The sequence below is a fragment of the Streptomyces sp. NBC_01474 genome, assembly GCF_035918215.1.
GTDB lineage: Bacteria > Actinomycetota > Actinomycetes > Streptomycetales > Streptomycetaceae > Streptomyces > Streptomyces aureus.
On sequence record NZ_CP109449.1, the window covers coordinates 635,120 to 652,259 of the forward strand.

Here is a 17,140-nt window from a genome sequence, read left to right on the forward strand (position 1 = left end):
CCTCTGCACCACGGCACCACCCTGTCCCCATTCCGGATTCCGGCGACGTCGCCGGAGAATCCCCCAAGGACCTGACATGGCCACCTCGACCGACGGCGCCACGGCGGCGCCACCCTCCGCGCAGACCGACCCGTACGCGCTGCGCGCCGAAGACGCCCGCCCTGCCCCCGAGACCTTCCGCGGCCGGCTGCGCCGGCTCGGCCCCGGCCTCGTCCTGTCCGCCGCCGTCGTCGGCTCCGGTGAACTGATCACCACCACCTCCCTGGGTGCGAAGGCCGGCTTCGCGCTGCTGTGGCTGGTGATCGTCTCCACCATGGTCAAGGTGTGGGTCCAGATGGAACTGGCCCGCTGGACCATCCTCAACGGCCGCCCCGCACTCGACGGCTTCCGTGACGTCGGCCCCCGCATCGGCCGCCTGAGCTGGATCAACTGGCTCTGGATCGGCATGGACTTCGCCAAGATGTTCCAGCGCGGCGGGATCATCGGCGGCACCGCGGCAGCCTGCTCCATCCTCCTGCCGATCCACGGCGCATCACTGAGCACGCCATCGCTGACGATCTGGGCCCTCATCGTCACAGGCGCCGCGGTCCTCATCCTGCAGACGGGCAAGTACCACGTCGTGGAGCGGGTCGAGGTCGTCGGCATCACGCTCAAGACGATCATCACCTGCGGCCTGGCCCTCGCCCTGCCGTTCACCGCCTTCGGATACGGCACCGAACAGCTCGCCGAGGGACTGACCTTCCAGATCCCCGCGGGTACGGTCGGCATAGCCCTCGCGATGTTCGGCATCACCGGTGTCGGCGCCGACGAGATGACGACGTACACCTACTGGTGCCTGGAGAAGGGCTATGCCCGCTGGACCGGCCCCGACGACGGCACCGAGCAGCGCGCCCAGCGGGCCGAGGGCTGGCTCAAGGTCATGCGGCTCGATGTGGGCGTCTCCTGGATCGTGTGCACCGTCTGCACCCTGTCCTTCTACGTGATCGGCGCCTCGGTGCTCCACCCGCAGGGTCTGGTGCCCGAGGGCAACGGCATGATCACCACGCTGTCGCACATCTACACCGACACGCTGGGCCCCTGGGCCGAGTACCTGTTCCTGGCCGGCGCGATCGCCGTACTCTTCTCGGTCACCGTCGCCTCGTCGGCCAGCGTCCCGCGCCTGTGGACCAACACGCTGGGCCTGCTCGGGGTGGTGAACTGGCACGACATGCGCTCGCGCACCCGCACCATCCGCATCCTCACCTGCTGCCTGCCCCCGGTGTGGATGTGCTTCTTCCTGTGGGTCCAGTCCCCGGTCCTGATGGTGCAGATCGGCGGCATCGGCGGCGGCATCTTCTTGCTCGCGGTCGTGGTCGCGGTCTGGCGCCTGCGCTACACCGGCGTCCCGCCCCGCTTCCGCGCCAACCCCTGGCTGACCGCCGCTCTCGTCATGAGCAGCGCGGCGATTCTCTCCCTCGGGGTGTACGCGGTGCTCGACACGCTGGGACTCACCCCCGGCAGCTGAACGCGGCGGCGGGACACAGTCGAGGCATGAAAGCAGACAAGAGGAACATTCTGGCCCGGGGCCGCGTGGCGACCCGGCCCTCGGCCGGACCTCCCCGAAGATCCGAACCCCCGAGGCAGCCGACCGGTGGACATGGCTGATCCTCGCCGCCCACACCCACCTGCGGCTCGCTCGACCACTGGCAGCCCACCTGCGTCGGCCCTGGGAGACACCAACCCCGCCGCGCAGGTCAAAGATCAGGCGCGGTACCGAATTTCGAGCATCGTGCAGCCGGCCGGAGTGCGATAGGGGCCGTGGCGCATACTGGGCCGGCGGCTCGCGAAGTGACCCGGCCCGAACGTCTGCCCGAGCGTAAGGTCGACCAGGTCGCCCTCCAGCAGGTACACCTCCTCGACGTAGTCATGAGTGATCACTCCGGCATCGCTGGTGTCCAGACCAGGCAGCCAGCGCACAAGCCGCGTCAGCACAACGGGATCATCGGGATCCTGCGACAGCACCTTCTCCTCGGTACCAGGCTGCGCGGCTTCCCGCCACGGCATGGCGCTTCCGCAAAGAACTCGAGTTCCTGTTTCATGACAGCTCCTCCTGATCACCGACGGCCGTCCGCCGCCGGAATGCGGCTCTTCCGGGTCGAAGCTCGAGGGTGTTCGTGGCACTGAGGCGGGTTCAGGGGGCCGAATCTGACCATCCGGGTCGAGTCTCGGTCCGGTCAGGCCTTGGCGGCTCGGCCAAGGCGGGGCCAACTGCTCGAACTCCCACGCCTACGCTGCCTCTGGCTCAGCGATCGGTTCTGCAGAGACCATGACGGCATCCGGTCACGTCCGCGGGAGTGGTGTATTGACGGCCACTCGGTGATCTCGTTTTGAGGCTATGCGGTGAGTTCGGTGGGCAGGTCGGTCTCGCTGGTTTCTGACTCGATCGGGTGGAGGCGGGCCTTGGCCAGCAGATCGAGGCCCATGTAGCGGCGGGCTTCGGTCCATTCGTCGTTCTGCTCGGCCAGCACCGCGCCGAACAGCCGGATCAGGGCGGTGCGGTCGGGGAAGATCCCGACCACGTCGGTGCGGCGGCGGATCTCCTTGTTCAGCCGTTCTTGCGGGTTGTTCGACCAGATCTGCCGCCAGATCTCACGTGGGAATGCAGTGAACGCCAGGAGTTCGTGCTGGGCGGCGTCCAAGTGGGCTGCAGCCTTGGGGAACTTGGCCTCCAGTGCGTCCAGGACGTGCCGCATCTGGGCCTGGACCGCCTCCGTGTCGGGCTGTTCGAAGACGGTCCGCAGCAGCGTCGCCACCCAGGGCTGGGCCGATTTCGGAACCTGGCTCAGCAAATTTCGGGCGTAATGGGTGCGGCACCTTTGCCATGACGAGCCGGGCAGGACCGCGCCGATCGCGGCGACGAGGCCGGCGTGGGCGTCGGAGATGACGAGCTGGACGCCGGACAGGCCGCGGGCGATCAGTGAGCGCAGGAAGGCGAGCCAGCCGGCGCCGTCCTCGCAGGTGGCGACGTCGATGCCGAGGATTTCGCGGTGCCCGTCGGCGTTCACGCCGACCGCGATCAGTGCGTGGACGTTGATGATGCGGCCGCCCTCGCGGACCTTCTGGGTCAGTGCGTCGACCCAGACGAATGCGTAGGGCCCGGCGTCGAGCGGTCGGTTGCGGAACGCGGCGACCTGCTCGTCCAGGTGCTTGGCCATCGCGCTGACCTGGGACTTGGACAGCTGGGTGACGCCGAGGGAGCCGGCGAGTTTCTCGACCCTGCGGGTGGAGACGCCGAGCAGGTAGGCGGTGGCGACCACCGAGATGAGGGCCTGTTCGGCCCGCCGGCGCCGTTCGAGGAGCCAGTGCGGGAAGTAACTGCCTTGGCGCAGCTTGGGGATGGCCAGTTCGACGGTGAGCCTGTTGCGTTTTCGTTCTGACTGCGCAGTAGCAGTGGGACGCCCCATCTAGCCGGGCGCCCCGGGTCGTCTCAAGCGCATGGCTGTCTGTCCTGGTGGGTGCAGACGCCGGCACCGGTCTCCCTGTCGGCTGGATTCCCTCAGGCGGCCAGGGCTGTTGCCCGAAGCCGGGGGTCCAGTCGGCAGAACTTGCGGAGGTTGAGGACCAAGGCGGCGAGTTCCAGTTCGGACTGGCAGGCCGTCCGCCCTCGGCGGGCGAATCGGCGTAGTCGAGTACGGTCTTTGAGCTGGCCGTTGACCGGTTCGACGGTGGCGGCCCGGCGCTTGTAGGTCGCCGATCCGTCTTCAGTGGCGAGGCGATAGAGCATCCGGGTTGCAGCGTCGGCATCCTCGGGCGGGGGCTTCACGTTGTGATCCACCTGCGGCAGATCCCGTGCCTTTCCTGGCGCGATGAGGCGGTCGGGCCCGGGGGCGTTCAGGTTCTCCTCGCTCCAGTAGCCGCTGTCGAACAAGAGCGTGCCGATCCAGTCCAGCGTGCAAGGGCACGACGTCTGACTGCACTCGGATGTGGACAAGATCCCAGCGCCTTTGGGCGATGTGAACGCTTCGATGCAGCATCCGCCCAGATCCGGGCATTGGCGCAGGCAGCGGGCCTGGTGGACAGCGAGGGCTGCCGCGACCGTCACCGGCATCATCGGCTTGAGCTGTCGCCGGTCGTTGCTGTCCTGAACAAGTTCGCAGGCCATGATCAGCCCGTCAGCCCCGACGGCCAGCTGAGCGTTGTAACCCTGCAGAGCGCCGCCGTCAGCCCCTTGCATCTGCCGGCTGTCGGGATCGGTGACATTGCGCCGGACCTGCGGCAACCTGCCTTTGACACTGTTGCCCCGTGACCCGCGTTTGCCGCCTCCGGGTATGACCTGCACAGTAGTCGCAGTGGCCTGATCCTTGGCGTTCGCCTGAGCAGAGCGCGCCTTCGCCAGTTCGTCCTCGGCCCGGACCACCCACCGCCTGGCGCGGGCAACCTCGCGTCCACGGTTCTCGTCGAAGCTGAATGGACCGAGCACAGGCTTGGGCCCGTGGCCGGCCTCGAAGAGCCGGATCCTTTCTCGCATCGCGTCGATCTGCTCACGTTTGGCAGCCTTCTCGCGCGCCAGACGATCTTGAGCGGCCTCCAGCCGGGCTTCGGCAACAGCCACCGGGTCCGCCCCCACCGGGCGGGTGCCTACTGTGTTGTCCCCGCGCCGGGTGCGCTCGAGGAACTCCTCGTGTTTGGCTGTGATCGCGGTGGCGTCGAGTCCGCGCGCGGCCTCCTCGGCGAGTACCTCTTCCAAGGCTTTGCGCAGTCGGCGCTCGCGGTCCTGTCGGCCCCGAAGCTGGTGCGGTGTCTCGGCGTCTTTCGCTGTGAACGTGGCGTCCTCGGCTTCATCGGCAGCGGCGGCCTCCGCAGTGATCGCGGCGACCTGTTCCTGCAGCCATTCGCGGCGGCAGGATGCGAAACGGGATGCGTTTGCCGCGATCTTGGTGCCGTCGATGGCTATCGTGCCCAGTCGTCCCAGCCCGGCCTTCGCACATACCAGCAGGACCTGCGTGAACAGGTCCTTTACCGAGTCCTGGTGCAACTGCCGGAAGCGGGCTATGGCGGTGTGGTCGGCGACCTGCAGCCCGGAGATCACGCGCATTGCCACATCGGTGCGGCACAGCCGCTCGATCTGCCGGGACGACCGCACCCCATCCGCATAGGCGTAGATCAGAAGTGCGAGCATCATCCGGGGGTCATAAGCCCGGCGCCCTGTCCCGCCGAGTGCATACCGGGACTCGATCGTGGACAGGTCCAGGTGATCAACGACCTCCAACAGAGTCCAGACGACATGGTCTTGGGGTAACCACTCCCGCATGTCGACCGGGAGCAGGAACTGTTGGTCGCGGTCGATCCGACGGAAGCCCTTCGCCATGGACTCATCCAACAGTTCCAGCGGTGCGAACTCCAAAACGCAACAGGCTCGGTGCCGGCGCGGGTGTCCCACTCGCGCGGGCGGTAGCCGTTGCGGTGGTTGACGCGTTCGTCGCTGACCTGCCCGTATTCGGCGTTGCACAGGGCGTCGGCCTCTGCGGACATGAGTGCGTCGGCGAACGTCTTGACCATTGCGCGCAGCAGGTCGGGACTCGCCGCGGCGAGGTTGTCCTCGGCGAGGGCGCGCAGGGGCACACTGTCAGGTGCGGTCATCGTGCTGATCTCCTTCGAGGCTTCGACACTTCGAAGATCAGCCGGTGGCCGTTCATCTATGCGGGCATCAGCCAGAAGCCGGAGCAAACCCCCGGATCAGGTCGAACCCGTACACCACTTCCCTGGACGCAACCCGGCATCCTTCCCCGCTCTTGAAAGATCCACAAGACGTGACCTGATCGTTCCCCCAAACCCTCGTCGGTGCACCCAAAGCGGAGACGTGCAGGCCCACAGGGTCAACCCACCATCCAGAATCGGGACATGGACGTTCCCAGGCTGCTGGAAGCAGCTTCACTACTGGTCCCCGAAGAGATCGCCACCGAGAACGACCTCACGGTGAACGACGTCTGGGAACACCTCACCCACGACGAGTGGGAAGTGGCCTTCGCCCTGCTGGAGGAACTCGGTGACGGCCACCCGCTTCCGCTCAGCTTCTGGCAGACCCTCGCCACCGCCGCGGAACAGATGCGGCTGGCGAGGAGCGCAGCCTGGTGCCACTGGCGCTGCTACGAAATCCGGCACGGCATCATCCGAACCGACCTCACCCTCAAACCTGCCCCCGACGCTCGCCGCCAGACGCCTTTCTCGGGAGCCGGCGTCCTTCGACCAATGTGGAACATTGGGCCTCGCACCCCGACAGGCGAACCGGACCTCTACGTTGCCGGCCTCTGGGTGGAGTTCGCGCCGTTCATGGAGCCTGGCGGGCGGGCCACGGTGCGTCTCGCCCCATTGTCACCGTCTGACTGGCAGCACCTTCGGCCCGGTCAGGCAATCACCATGCACGAGGACCGGACCGTCGCCGGAACAGCCGTCGTCCTGGACATTCAGCGGGATCTAGTGAGGATCCCCGGGCCTTCAGGCCCGGGAGGAATCACTTCTCAAAATAGGGGTGACCTGCGCGTACGCACGGGTCTGCATGGTTGTCAGTGCCCCCGCATAGGGTTTCGGTATGAAGATCGTGGTGCAGGTGAAGCTGATGCCGGAGGCCGAACAGGCTGCCGCGCTGCGCTCCACGCTGCGCACGGTCAATGATCTGGCGTGCTGGGTGTCCCAGGTGGCGTTCGCTCGCGGCGTGCCGCGTGAGTATGAACTGCGTAAGCACACGTATCCGCACCTCAAGGCGCAGGGGCTCGGGGCGCAGGCCGCGCAGCATGTGATCAAGAAGGTGCGTGACGCGTACACGACGCTGCACGCCAACCTGCGCGCCGGAAATCTCGGCAAGTCGAAGTCGAGGCGCCGGGTCAAGGCGGAGTCCAAGCCGATCGCGTTCCGCCCGGAGGCCGCGCAGCCGTATGACGACCGGTGTCTGAGCTGGCAGTACGACCAGCAGACGGTGTCCATCTGGACGATGGCCGGGCGCATCAAGAACGTCTCGTTCGTGTGCGCCGCCGACGCGCTCAAGGTGCTCAAGCAGTACCGCAAGGGCGAGTCCGACCTGATCGAGCGCGACGGCGTGTTCTACCTGATCGCCACCTGTGATGTGCCCGAGGCTGAGGCGTACGAGCCGGACGGCTTCATCGGCGTGGACCTTGGCATCGTCAACATCGCCACGACGTCCACCGGCTACCAGGCCGCCGGGCGCGGACTGGGCCGGTACCGCAAACGTCAGCTTGCCCTGCGCGCCAAGCTTCAGAAGAAGCGCACCAAGTCTGCCAAGCGTCGGTTGAAAGAACGCTCCCGCCGTGAACAGCGGCACGTCAAGAACACCAACCACATCATCGCGAAGACGATCGTGACCGAGGCTGAACGCACCGCACACGGCATAGCCCTGGAAGAACTCAGGGGCATCCGCCGGCGGGTACGGCTTCGCAAGCCCCAACGGGTCACACTCCACTCCTGGGCCTTCGCCCAGCTCGGAGACTTCATCGTCTACAAGGCCAAGCGGGCAGGCGTGCCCCTGGTCTACGTCGATCCCGCGTACACGTCGCAGATGTGCTCGCAGTGCCGGCACATCGACAAGCGCAACCGTGTGGACCAGGGGCTTTTCATCTGCCGGGGGTGCGGGGTCGTTGCCCACGCCGACCGGAATGCTTCCCACAACATCGCCGCACGTGGCGCTGCGGTGTGGACTGCGGGGCGTGAGTCACGCGTCCCTGCCACCCCATAGCGGGTGTCTGGACGGAGGAGCCAACCCAGCAGCCAGTTGGGAACTACCTCCAAACCCGGTCCTTTAGGGCCGGGCCAAGTTGACCGCCCCTCAGCCCCGGCGGCCTCGTAAGGCAGAAGCCGCCCTGTCTCACGCTCGTGCAGCGCTCCCGGCGGGCCCCATACCGGACCTCAGCGCCGGGCCAGAGCCAGCACACTCAGACCGAACATCAACACACCCAAGGGAAGATGGACCGACGGAACATGCGCGATGCCGAGCACCACCTGGACCGAGGCGAGTGCGAGGAAACCCGACGCGTGCCAGATCGGCCGTGGCGAGCCACCACCCCGCTTCCACGCCAGCACCGCCGCGAGCACGTACAGCATCGACGCCCCGTACATCACACGGGCTCCGACACTGTGCAGCGTCTCTCCGTACGACGCGGTCAGCAGCAGTCCGGCGGAAACCGCCTGAAGGAAGATGGTCAGGGTCTGCAGCGCGATCGCGATCTGCAGGAACGAGGAGCTGCGCCGTGCGTTCGCTGTAGGCCTTACCTCAGTGGCCATGTGACAGTCCCCTTTTCCGCCCTCGGGCAGTAGATCGATAAGGTCTCACCAGCCCGACGACGCGGGCCTGCGAAAGGTAAGGCGAGGGGGAGGCCGGAAGCATGGGGACTGTCGGGGTCAGCACAGATGAGGTAGCCGGCGAGCGACGCCAACTGATCAATGTCGCTTACCGGTTGCTCGGTTCGGTGACCGAGGCCGAGGACGCCGTACAGGATGCCTACGCACGCTGGTACGGGATGACGCGAAGCCGACAGGAGGAGATCCTGTCCCCCGGCGCCTGGCTGACGACAGTGACCGGCCGCATCTGCCTGGACCTACTCGGCTCGGCGCGGGCCCGCCGTGAACGCTATGTCGGCGCATGGCTGCCCGAACCGCTGCCCGACCGCACCGAGTGGGACCACGCGGGCGGCGCCGGTACCACCGGCCCTGCAGACCCCGCCGACCAGATCGTCCTGGACGAGTCGGTGTCCATGGCCTTCCTCATCGTCCTGGAGTCGATGACGCCTGCCGAGCGGGTGGCATTCGTCCTGCACGACGTCTTCCGGTACCCGTTCGCCGAGATCGCCGACGTTCTCGGCCGGACCCCCGCGGCCTGCAAGCAACTGGCGGCCTCCGCCCGGCGGCGGGTGAGCGTCGCGCGCGCTCCGGTGACGGCGACCGGCCAGGCCGACGTGGTGAAGTACGTAAAAAAGGCATGGGAGACCAAGGACATCGCAGCCCTCGTCGGTCTCCTCGACCCGGCCGCCGTGATGACCGCCGACGGCGGCGGCATGGTCGGCACCGTCCTGCGCCCGGTCGAGGGTGGCGCGCGCATCGCCCAGTACATGGTCGCCATCGCCGACAAGGCTCCGGGGCTCGAACTCCTGGAGCGGTCGGTCAACGGTGTGCCGGGCCTGGTGGCCCGACGTGCCGGCGTCGTCATGACCGTAGCCTCGTTCGACGTCTCCGACGGGCGCGTCACCCGGATCTGGGCGATCCGCAACCCGGAGAAGCTGCGGCCGTGGGCGCGGGAGGGCTAGCCGGCCCTCGCTCGGCGGGGCGCTCAGTCGCCGCCGGCAGACGAGCGCGCATCTGAGGATGAGGAATGCTTCGTGGATATCGTCGCGTGCGTCCCAGTCCATCAGTAACAGCTGGGCGAACGCGCGCTCCACGACCCGCCGTTGGGCCCGAGCCGGAGCCGTGCCCGATGGCGCGACGGGCAGTCGGCGGCACGACTGTCGCCGAGAACCACATCGGGCGGCGACGGGGCCGGCCGGGCTTGCCCCGCACCGGCAGCACCGCCTGAAGCAGCCCACAAGTCGCAGACGGTCACCGACAACCGCGCTACCCGGCAGGGCGGCGGCATCAACAGCGGGCAGTACTCCGAGATCACCCTGACGGACAGCGAAATCGCCGACAACCTGCCCGACAACACCGCCGAAGACACGCCTGCCCGGGGTCAGAACAGCTAGCACTGCAACGGTTCTCACGGCGTGTCTCAAAGTCAGTTGCGCGGCCTACCACCTCGCCTGGGGAACCAGCCAGGCGAGGGCCCGAAATCACTCGCCCTTGATCGCCTCGCCCGGTACGGTCGCGTGAGTGTCCTCAATGCTGGGTGGTGCGCCCGAGATCTGCGCACGACCACCCCGGCAGTTCCCACGCTGAGAGTAGGTTTCGTCAATGGCATGCCGTATCAGTGAGCTCGTGCTCGGTTGCCACGATCCTGAGGTGCTGGCGCGGTTCTGGTGCGAGGTCCTGGACTTCGTGGTGCTCGATCGTGAGGAGGGCTGCATCGAGATCGGGCCGCGCGAAGGGTTCGGCGGCCCGCAGCCGACGATCATCCTCAGCCGCCGAGACGAGCCGGAGCCCGGGAAATCCCGGCTGCACATCGACGTCAACGCCACCGACCGCGACATGGACGCCGAACTCGAACGCCTCCTGAAGCTCGGAGCGCGCCCGGCCGACATCGGCCAGACGGGAGACGAGCCCTGGCACGTCCTCGCCGACCCCGAGGGCAACGAGTTCTGCCTGCTCAAGGCGCGCCTCGCCGCACTCTGACGGCCCACGCCGGCAACGGGCCAGCACCTGGGTGGTCGTGATCGTGACGTAAGGGAGGTCTCCGGTAGGGGTTCATCGGCAGGGGTTCACCTACCGAGAAGAACACTGCATATCCGGAGACCATCCTGCATATCGCCGTCGTCAACGACAGCTTTCTGACCTCACTTCGAGACAGGGCCGAGGTCGTCGGCCACGACTACGCAGGCGCTGAGATGCCAGGTCTCGCCGTCCCGCGCGGACAGCTCCAGGCCCACTTCCCCTCCGGAGGGCCCGCCGTCCAGCGGGATGCGGAGCCAGGTGAACTCCCGGCCGTCGAGCTGTTCGCTGCGGGCCTTCTCGTTCCCGTCGACGCGGACGATCAGCGGTCTGTTGAAGGTCTTGGGGGCGCCGGTGAGCAGGTGCGCCGTGCAGCGTCCGGCGGGCAGTTTCAGGCTTGACTTGCTCGTCGGGCTGAAGCGTGAGGATTCTGGTCGTCCCGCGGGTTGCTGTGCCGCTACGCGGCACGGCTTCCTGCTGGGATTCTGCGACCGTCAGCAGATCCGCGGAAGCTGTTCGCCGATCGGCAGGTCGACGACGCGTGTGCCGCCCAGGCCCGTGCGGGCGACCACCATGCCCGGATGCTCCGCGACGGCCTCGCCGATCACTCGCGCGTTCGCGCCGAGCGGGTGTGTCCGCATCGCGCTGAGTACGGCGTCCGCGTGTTCGCGTGGGACGAACGCCACGAGCTTGCCCTCGTTGGCCACGTAAAGAGGGTCGAGGCCCAGGATCGCGCACGCGTTGGCGACAGCCGGCGGGACAGGCACATCACCTTCCTGGATGGCGACGCCGGTGCCGGAGGCCACCGCGATCTCGTTGAGCGCGGCGCCCAGACCGCCGCGGGTGGGATCGCGCAGCACGTGGAGGTCCTGTGTCACCGCGAGCATGGCGTCCACCAGGCCGCCCAGCGCCGCGCAGTCGCTCTCGATCTCGACACCGAATTCCAGTCCCTCACGCACGCTCATGATCGCGACGCCGTGAACGCCGATGTCACCGCTGACGATGACGACGTCGCCCGGGACCACACGCTGGGGGCGGATGTCGACGCCTGGCGGGATGAGCCCGATCCCGGCCGTGTTGATGAACACCCCGTCTCCGTGACCGCTTTCGACGACCTTCGTGTCACCGGTCACCACCTCGACTCCGGCGCGCCGTGCGGCCGCACCGAGTGTCTCGGCGACCCGAGCCACCACGGACATCTCGACGCCCTCTTCCAGGATGAAACCGCAGGAGAGGTAGGCGGCCCGTGCGCCGCTCATGGCGAGGTCGTTGACGGTGCCGTTGACCGCGAGGTCGCCGATGCTGCCGCCCGGGAAGAACAGGGGCCGCACTACATAGGAATCGGTGGAGAACGCCATTCGGACACCGCCGAGCGAGACGGCGGCGGAGTCGCCGAGCTGCGACAGGGTCTCGCCGCCGAAGGCGGGCGCGAAGATGTGCTGCACCAGCTCGGCGGACAGGGCGCCTCCCCCACCGTGTCCCATCACCACCCTCGGATGATCACGCAACGCGACCGGGCAGGTCCATGCGGTCGGGTCCACGGCTGTCAGTTGGGTGGTCTCAGGCAACGGGGCTCGCCTCCAGCGGCGCGGTGGTGATGTCGAGGCGTCGGTACAGGTAGTAGGCGGCACACGCGCCTTCACTCGAGACCATCGTCGCTCCGAGTGGATTGCGTGGTGTGCAGGTGGTGCCGAACGCGGCGCATTCGTTCGGCTTCAACAACCCCTGCAGAACCTCGCCGCTGCGGCACTCCGCGGGTTCACGGGTGTCGATGTCACCGACTGAGAATCGGTGCTCGGCGTCGAAGTCCCGGTAGCGGGAGGAGAGCCGCCAGCCGCTGTCCGGGATGACACCGATGCCTCGCCAGGCCCGGTCGGTCCCCTCGAAGACGTCCGCCAGCATGGCCTGGGCCGCGGGGTTTCCCTCGGGCCGGACTGCGCGCGGATAGGCGTTGTCGACCGTGTGTTCACCCCGCTCCAGTTGCAGCACGGTCCGGCGCACGCCTTCCAGAATGTCCAGCGGTTCGAAGCCGGTGACGACGATCGGAACGCGATAGCGGTCCGCAAGTTCGGGGTACTCGCCGACACCCATCACGCTGCACACGTGTCCGGCGGCGAGGAATCCCTGGACCCGGCAGTTCGGAGACTCCATGATCGCCTTGATCGCCGGCGGGACACGCACGTGGGACACCAGGAGACTGAAGTTCTTGATGCCCAGCTTGCGTGCCTGATAGACCGTCATGGCGTTGGGCGGGGCGGTCGTTTCGAAGCCGATGCCGAAGAACACCACTTCCCGGTCGGGGTTCTGCTGGGCGATGTGCAGAGCGTCCAGCGGCGAGTAGACGACGCGCACGTCGCCGCCCTCGCCTCGCACCTGGAAGAGGTCACGGCCGGTGCCGGGCACCCGGAGCATGTCGCCGAAGGAGCAGAAGATCACTCCCGGCCGGGAGGCGATCTCGAGGGCCTTGTCGATGACCTCGAGCGGGGTGACGCACACGGGACACCCGGGCCCATGGATCAACTCCACCTGGTCCGGGAGGAGTTGATCGATTCCATGTCGGATGATCGTGTGCGTCTGTCCGCCGCAAACCTCCATGAGGGCCCACGGCCTGGTCACCACTGAGTGGATGTCGTCGAGCAGACGCCGTGCCAGGTCCGGGTCCTGGAACTCGTCGAGGTACTTCACTGTTGTGCCTCCTGTGGAACGTCCTTGTCGTCGGCCCACTGAGGTCCGCCTGCTTCGGCCGCAAGCTCCCACGGGTCGCCGAACTCCTCCTGGAGCAGGCCGAGATTCGCGAAGAGCTCCAGCGTCTGCCTGGCCGATTCCTCGTCCAGTTTCTGGAGCGCGAATCCCACGTGGACGATGGCGTATTCGCCCACCTGAAGGTCCGGCAGGTACTCCAGGCAGACCTCCTTGACCACTCCGCCGAAGTCGACGGTGGCCATGCGGGTGCCGTCGCGATCCTCGATTTCCGTCACTCTCCCGGGTACCGCCAGGCACATGGGGGGCTCTCCTCACTGTGGTGGTCCGATCCGGCTTGCGACTGCGGTGTCATCCGGCGGTTGCACGCCCCGCGATCATCAACTGACCGAGGGCCAGCCCTCCGTCGTTCGGCGGGACTTCGCCGGCACGCAGCACTCTGAATCCGTCCTGTCCGAGCCCTCGGGCGCAGGCCGAGGAGAGGAGGACGTTGGCGAACACGCCGCCGGTCAGGACGACGGTGTCCGTGCCATGTCGTTCGCGCGCCACCGCACACATCCGCCGCACGAGATCTGCGACTCCGGCATGGAAGCGGGCAGCGATGACCGCCGGCTCCGCGCCTGCGCGAACGTCGTCGACCACGGCTCTCACCACAGGTCCAGGGTCGGCAGTCATCGGCTCCGAGGTGTCCGGACTCAGCGCGAACCGGTATCCGGCGCCGTCCCCGTCCACGGCCCCCCTCAGCGCGGCCGCCTCCAGCTCGATGGCTGCCTGCGCCTCGTATCCCACTTGGTGGCACACGCCTGCCAGGGAAGAGACGGCGTCGAAGAGCCGGCCCATGCTCGATGTCGGCACACAGTTCAGGCTCCGCTCCAACTGCCTTTCCAGTACCCGTCGTTCATCATGCGGGCAGGCGATCACACTGGGCAGGTCGTCCGTCCACGCGATGCCCGCTTCCCGGAGCTGCGCGAGCGCCATGCGGTACGGGCGGCTCACTGCGGCGTCGCCGCCGGGCAGGGGGACGTACGCGAGATGCCCCAGACGCCGGTACGTGTCGTAGTCCGCGAGCAGGATCTCGCCGCCCCACACCGCCCCGTCGTCGCCGTATCCCGTGCCGTCGAATGCGACGCCGATGACCGGCCGGCTGCCGTCGAGGCCATGCTCGGCCATGACCGCGGCGACATGGGCGTGATGGTGCTGCACGCGGACGACCGCGCGGTTGTTCGCGTGCCGTTGGGCCCACTGTCCGGATCGGTAGCCGGGGTGCCGGTCCGCCGCCAGAAGCCCGGGCTGCACACCGGTGATCGACTCCAACTGCCGTTCAGCGCGCGCGAAGGCGTGCTGGGTCTGAAGGTCGTCCATGTCTCCGATGTGCGCGGACAGCCAGGCCTTCCGGCCTTCGCCGAGGCAGAACGTGTTCTTGAGGTCTCCCCCCACGGCGAGCGAGGGCCCGACGGATACCGGCAGGGAGACGGGCAGCGGGGCGTAGCCGCGAGCGCGGCGCACTGTCATCCGTTCCCCGTCGCACACGCGCAGCACGGAGTCGTCGCAGGGCACGTGGATGGGGCGGTCGTGGGTGAGCCAGGCGTCGGCCAGAGACGCAAGCCGCTCGAGTGCCTCGGCGTCATCGGTGACGATCGGCTCCCCGGCCACGTTGCCGCTGGTCATCACGAGTGCGCGCGGCCCGTCCGGGTCACCGGGCAGGCCGAGCAGCAGGTGGTGCACCGGGGTGTACGGAAGCATGAGTCCCAGGTCGGGACTGCCCGGCGCCACGGCGTCCGAGAGTTCGTACTCCCCTGGCGGGACGTCAATTCGGCGCCTCAGCAGGACGATCGGCCGGACGCCACCGGTGAGGAGAGCCCGCTCGGGGGGACTGATGTGCACCAGGTGCTCGATGTCGGCGAGGCTTTTCACCATCACCGCGAACGGCTTGTCGCCCCGTCCCTTGCGGCTGCGCAGTGCGGACACGGCCTGGGAGTTCCCGGCGTCGCAGGCGAGGTGGTAGCCGCCGATGCCCTTGACGGCGAGGATGGCGCCTGCGGTCAGGAGCGCGCGTGCCTCATGGATCGGGTCGACGTCGGTGTCAGCTCGGGGCGACGCGTACACGAGGCTCAGGCGCGGGCCGCAGGCACGGCAGGAGACTGGCTGGGCGTGGAATCGTCGGTCTCCTGGGTCCGTGTACTCGCGTGCGCAGTCGGCGCACATCGGGAAGCCGGCCATGGTGGTGTGCGCTCGGTCGTAGGGGAGTCCGGTGACAATGGTGAAGCGTGGCCCGCAGTGTGTGCACGTGATGAACGGGTGCCGGTGCCGACGATCACCGGGGTCGGCCATTTCGGCGAGGCAGGCAGCGCACGTGGCCGTGTCCGGGGAGACGAGTGTGCGCGACGATCCCTGCGACCGCGAGGCGACGATGGCGAATCCGCTGCCGCCTGTGAGGGGGACCTGCTCGTGCTCCACGGACTCCACCAGGGCCAGTGGCGGGGCCTGTTGAGCGATCCGGTCGCAGAACCGTGCGACGGCGGAGTGATCTCCCTCGACCTCGGCGACGACACCGTCTTCGGTGTTCGTCACATGCCCAGCCAGCTCCAGGGACGTGGCCAGGGTGTACAGGAACGGACGGAACCCGACGCCCTGTACGACACCTCGTACGGTGACGCGACGGCGCTGAACCTCCTGGGCGACGGCCGGGCCGGGCTGAAGTGTGCTCACGGGAGAGGCCGCGTCATGACGACATCGTCCAGGTCGTGGTGGTGATGGTGCTCGTGCGGCTGTCCGGCCATGACCGGTTCGTGGACGGCCCCGCCGTCCGCAACGGCGAGGGCGCGATCGAGCAGTTCGCCCACGCCGCCGCCCCGTCGGGCCGAGGTCAGGACCACCTCAACCCCGGGGTTGACCTGCTCGACGTGTGCGCGGAAGGCTTCCTCGTCGAACTCGACGGCTTCGGCGATGTCGGCCTTGGTGACCACGACCAGGTGCGCGAGGCCGAAGGCGGTGGGGTACTTCAGCGGCTTGTCCTCGCCTTCGGTGACTGACGCGAGGACGACGCGCAGGTCCTCCCCGAGGTCGTAGGAGGCCGGGCAGACCAGGTTCCCGACGTTCTCCACGAACAGCAGGCGGGTGGCCGCCGGCAGCCAGCCTTCCAGGTGGCGCCCGAGCATCGAGGCTTCGAGATGGCACAGCCCGTCGGTGAGGACCTGTTTGACCGGCACTCCGGACCGGGCCAGACGTCTGGCGTCGTTCTCCGTGGCGAGGTCGGCGGTCAGCGCGGCGGTGGGCACTCCGCGCTCACGCGCGCGCAGGAGTTCGCGTTCCAGCAGGGCTGTCTTGCCGCTCCCCGGGCTGGACAGCAGATTGACCATCGTGGTGCCGCGGCCCGCGAGTTCGGCCCGCAGAGCATGCGCAGTCGCATCGTTCTTGGCGAGCACCGCCTGATGCAAGTCAACGGTTCGGCACATGGCTCAGCGCTCCTCGGAGATCGGTTCACAGGTTCGTTCTCGGGCGGCCGGCCCTTCCTCCCACCGCACGCTGACGATCTGGAGCTCTCGGCCCGACAGCAGTTCGGACGTCGGCTCACCACAGCGCGGGCAGCAAAGGCTCGGCGGCATGCCCACCGCCCATTCGTCGGCACAAGGTGAGCAGCGTGCCCGGCCGGGCACGGACTCGGTGACAAGCTCGGCCCCCTCGAGGAGGGTTTCGGCGCAGGCGAGTTCGAAGCAGAAGGACAGCGCGTCCGGGACGACGCCGGCGAGCTCCCCCACCTGGAGTCGCACCGAAGTGACCGAGGTGACCGCGCCGTTCAGTTCCGCCGCCTCTTGCACCTGGCCGACGACAGCCATGGCGATGGACATCTCGTGCATCGGTCTCCGTCCTGGCAGAGGCCGATCGTTGGGCGGCCATTGCGCTCGGCTCCATTAGAGAGGGCTCGCTGCCGTGCGTCCTCGGGGCTCGCCGACTCCGCTGCCCTGGTGCACCGTTCGGCGCAAGGAGCCCGTTACATGCCTCTCATGCGCAGGTAGCGCTGGACGTCGGGCATGATCTGCCGTGCGAGCACGGCGAGCGCGACGACGGTGACGGCTGCGATGACGGACTTCTTCAT

At 67.9% G+C, this 17,140-nt stretch carries 14 protein-coding genes and 4 pseudogenes; 6 read left to right on the forward strand and 12 right to left on the reverse strand.

What is annotated here, in order from left to right:
• Positions 1-76: 76 nt before the first annotated feature.
• Positions 77-1,504 (forward strand): Nramp family divalent metal transporter, encoded by a 1,428-nt coding sequence (locus OG758_RS03105; protein ID WP_326708487.1) that lies wholly within the window; start codon positions 77-79, stop codon positions 1,502-1,504.
• Positions 1,505-1,583: 79 nt separating this feature from the next.
• Positions 1,584-1,733: pseudogene (locus tag OG758_RS03110) on the forward strand (NF041680 family putative transposase); the annotation flags it as partial.
• 7 nt (positions 1,734-1,740) lie between these two features.
• On the opposite strand, the gene OG758_RS03115 reads toward OG758_RS03110, so the two are convergent.
• From OG758_RS03115 to OG758_RS03130, 4 genes and pseudogenes are all read right to left on the reverse strand, one after another.
• Entirely contained in the window at positions 1,741-2,043 is a 303-nt protein-coding gene (locus OG758_RS03115) for a cupin domain-containing protein (protein WP_326708488.1), read from the reverse strand.
• Positions 2,044-2,372: 329 nt separating this feature from the next.
• Positions 2,373-3,392 (reverse strand): annotated as a pseudogene (locus tag OG758_RS03120) (IS256 family transposase); the annotation flags it as partial.
• A gap of 143 nt (positions 3,393-3,535) precedes the next feature.
• Positions 3,536-5,383 (reverse strand): transposase, encoded by a 1,848-nt coding sequence (locus tag OG758_RS03125; RefSeq protein ID WP_326708489.1) that lies wholly within the window; start codon positions 5,381-5,383, stop codon positions 3,536-3,538.
• 2 nt (positions 5,384-5,385) lie between these two features.
• Positions 5,386-5,619: pseudogene (locus OG758_RS03130) on the reverse strand (transposase); the annotation flags it as partial.
• Between the two features lie 261 nt (positions 5,620-5,880).
• Here OG758_RS03130 and OG758_RS03135 point away from each other — a divergent pair.
• Both OG758_RS03135 and OG758_RS03140 read left to right on the forward strand, forming a co-directional pair.
• Positions 5,881-6,447 (forward strand): annotated as a pseudogene (locus OG758_RS03135) (hypothetical protein); the annotation flags it as partial.
• Positions 6,448-6,568: 121 nt separating this feature from the next.
• Complete coding sequence (locus OG758_RS03140) at positions 6,569-7,726, forward strand: RNA-guided endonuclease InsQ/TnpB family protein (RefSeq protein WP_326708490.1); 1,158 nt, start codon at positions 6,569-6,571, stop codon at positions 7,724-7,726.
• A gap of 170 nt (positions 7,727-7,896) precedes the next feature.
• Here OG758_RS03140 and OG758_RS03145 read toward each other — a convergent pair whose 3' ends face one another.
• A complete protein-coding gene (locus OG758_RS03145; protein WP_326708491.1) occupies positions 7,897-8,271 on the reverse strand; it encodes a hypothetical protein in 375 nt (124 codons plus the stop codon).
• A 101-nt stretch (positions 8,272-8,372) separates the two neighbouring features.
• Between OG758_RS03145 and sigJ the strand changes: the two genes are divergently transcribed.
• Together sigJ and OG758_RS03155 are read left to right on the forward strand one after the other, a co-directional pair.
• Positions 8,373-9,290, forward strand: coding sequence for an RNA polymerase sigma factor SigJ (sigJ, locus tag OG758_RS03150; protein ID WP_326708492.1), 918 nt, complete (start codon positions 8,373-8,375; stop codon positions 9,288-9,290).
• A gap of 640 nt (positions 9,291-9,930) precedes the next feature.
• Positions 9,931-10,308, forward strand: a complete 378-nt coding sequence (locus tag OG758_RS03155) for a VOC family protein (protein WP_326708493.1) — start codon at positions 9,931-9,933, stop codon at positions 10,306-10,308.
• Between the two features lie 530 nt (positions 10,309-10,838).
• On the opposite strand, the gene hypE is transcribed toward OG758_RS03155, so the two are convergent.
• From hypE to OG758_RS48820, 7 genes are all read right to left on the reverse strand, one after another.
• On the reverse strand, positions 10,839-11,912 hold the full coding sequence (gene hypE, locus OG758_RS03160) for a hydrogenase expression/formation protein HypE (RefSeq protein ID WP_326708494.1): 1,074 nt from the start codon (positions 11,910-11,912) through the stop codon (positions 10,839-10,841).
• The gene (hypD, locus tag OG758_RS03165; protein ID WP_266570160.1) at positions 11,905-13,029 is read right to left on the reverse strand and encodes a hydrogenase formation protein HypD; all 1,125 of its coding nucleotides are present in this window, start codon (positions 13,027-13,029) and stop codon (positions 11,905-11,907) included. The genes hypE and hypD overlap by 8 nt, the downstream gene beginning before the upstream one ends.
• Positions 13,026-13,346 carry a HypC/HybG/HupF family hydrogenase formation chaperone gene (locus OG758_RS03170; RefSeq protein WP_326708495.1) on the reverse strand — a complete coding sequence of 107 codons (321 nt, stop codon included), beginning with the start codon at positions 13,344-13,346 and terminating at the stop codon, positions 13,026-13,028. The genes hypD and OG758_RS03170 overlap by 4 nt, the downstream gene beginning before the upstream one ends.
• 49 nt (positions 13,347-13,395) lie before the next feature.
• The gene (gene hypF, locus OG758_RS03175; protein WP_326708496.1) at positions 13,396-15,753 is read right to left on the reverse strand and encodes a carbamoyltransferase HypF; all 2,358 of its coding nucleotides are present in this window, start codon (positions 15,751-15,753) and stop codon (positions 13,396-13,398) included.
• Entirely contained in the window at positions 15,750-16,499 is a 750-nt protein-coding gene (gene hypB / locus OG758_RS03180) for a hydrogenase nickel incorporation protein HypB (protein WP_326708497.1), read from the reverse strand. The genes hypF and hypB overlap by 4 nt, the downstream gene beginning before the upstream one ends.
• 3 nt (positions 16,500-16,502) lie before the next feature.
• Positions 16,503-16,901, reverse strand: a complete 399-nt coding sequence (locus OG758_RS03185; RefSeq protein WP_326708498.1) for a hydrogenase maturation nickel metallochaperone HypA/HybF — start codon at positions 16,899-16,901, stop codon at positions 16,503-16,505.
• 134 nt (positions 16,902-17,035) lie between these two features.
• On the reverse strand, positions 17,036-17,140 hold the full coding sequence (locus tag OG758_RS48820) for a DUF6893 family small protein (RefSeq protein ID WP_382062024.1): 105 nt from the start codon (positions 17,138-17,140) through the stop codon (positions 17,036-17,038).

Bases quoted from the DNA above. Each gene is read 5' to 3' on its own strand.
- OG758_RS03105 (WP_326708487.1), top strand. From the start codon at position 77: ATGGCCACCTCGACCGACGGCGCCACGGCGGCGCCACCCTCCGCGCAG.
- OG758_RS03115 (WP_326708488.1), bottom strand. From the start codon at position 2,043: ATGCCGTGGCGGGAAGCCGCGCAGCCTGGTACCGAGGAGAAGGTGCTG.
- OG758_RS03140 (WP_326708490.1), top strand. From the start codon at position 6,569: ATGAAGATCGTGGTGCAGGTGAAGCTGATGCCGGAGGCCGAACAGGCT.
- OG758_RS03145 (WP_326708491.1), bottom strand. From the start codon at position 8,271: ATGGCCACTGAGGTAAGGCCTACAGCGAACGCACGGCGCAGCTCCTCG.
- sigJ (WP_326708492.1), top strand. From the start codon at position 8,373: ATGGGGACTGTCGGGGTCAGCACAGATGAGGTAGCCGGCGAGCGACGC.
- OG758_RS03155 (WP_326708493.1), top strand. From the start codon at position 9,931: ATGGCATGCCGTATCAGTGAGCTCGTGCTCGGTTGCCACGATCCTGAG.
- OG758_RS03170 (WP_326708495.1), bottom strand. From the start codon at position 13,346: ATGTGCCTGGCGGTACCCGGGAGAGTGACGGAAATCGAGGATCGCGAC.
- hypB (WP_326708497.1), bottom strand. From the start codon at position 16,499: ATGTGCCGAACCGTTGACTTGCATCAGGCGGTGCTCGCCAAGAACGAT.
- OG758_RS03185 (WP_326708498.1), bottom strand. From the start codon at position 16,901: ATGCACGAGATGTCCATCGCCATGGCTGTCGTCGGCCAGGTGCAAGAG.
- OG758_RS48820 (WP_382062024.1), bottom strand. From the start codon at position 17,140: ATGAAGAAGTCCGTCATCGCAGCCGTCACCGTCGTCGCGCTCGCCGTG.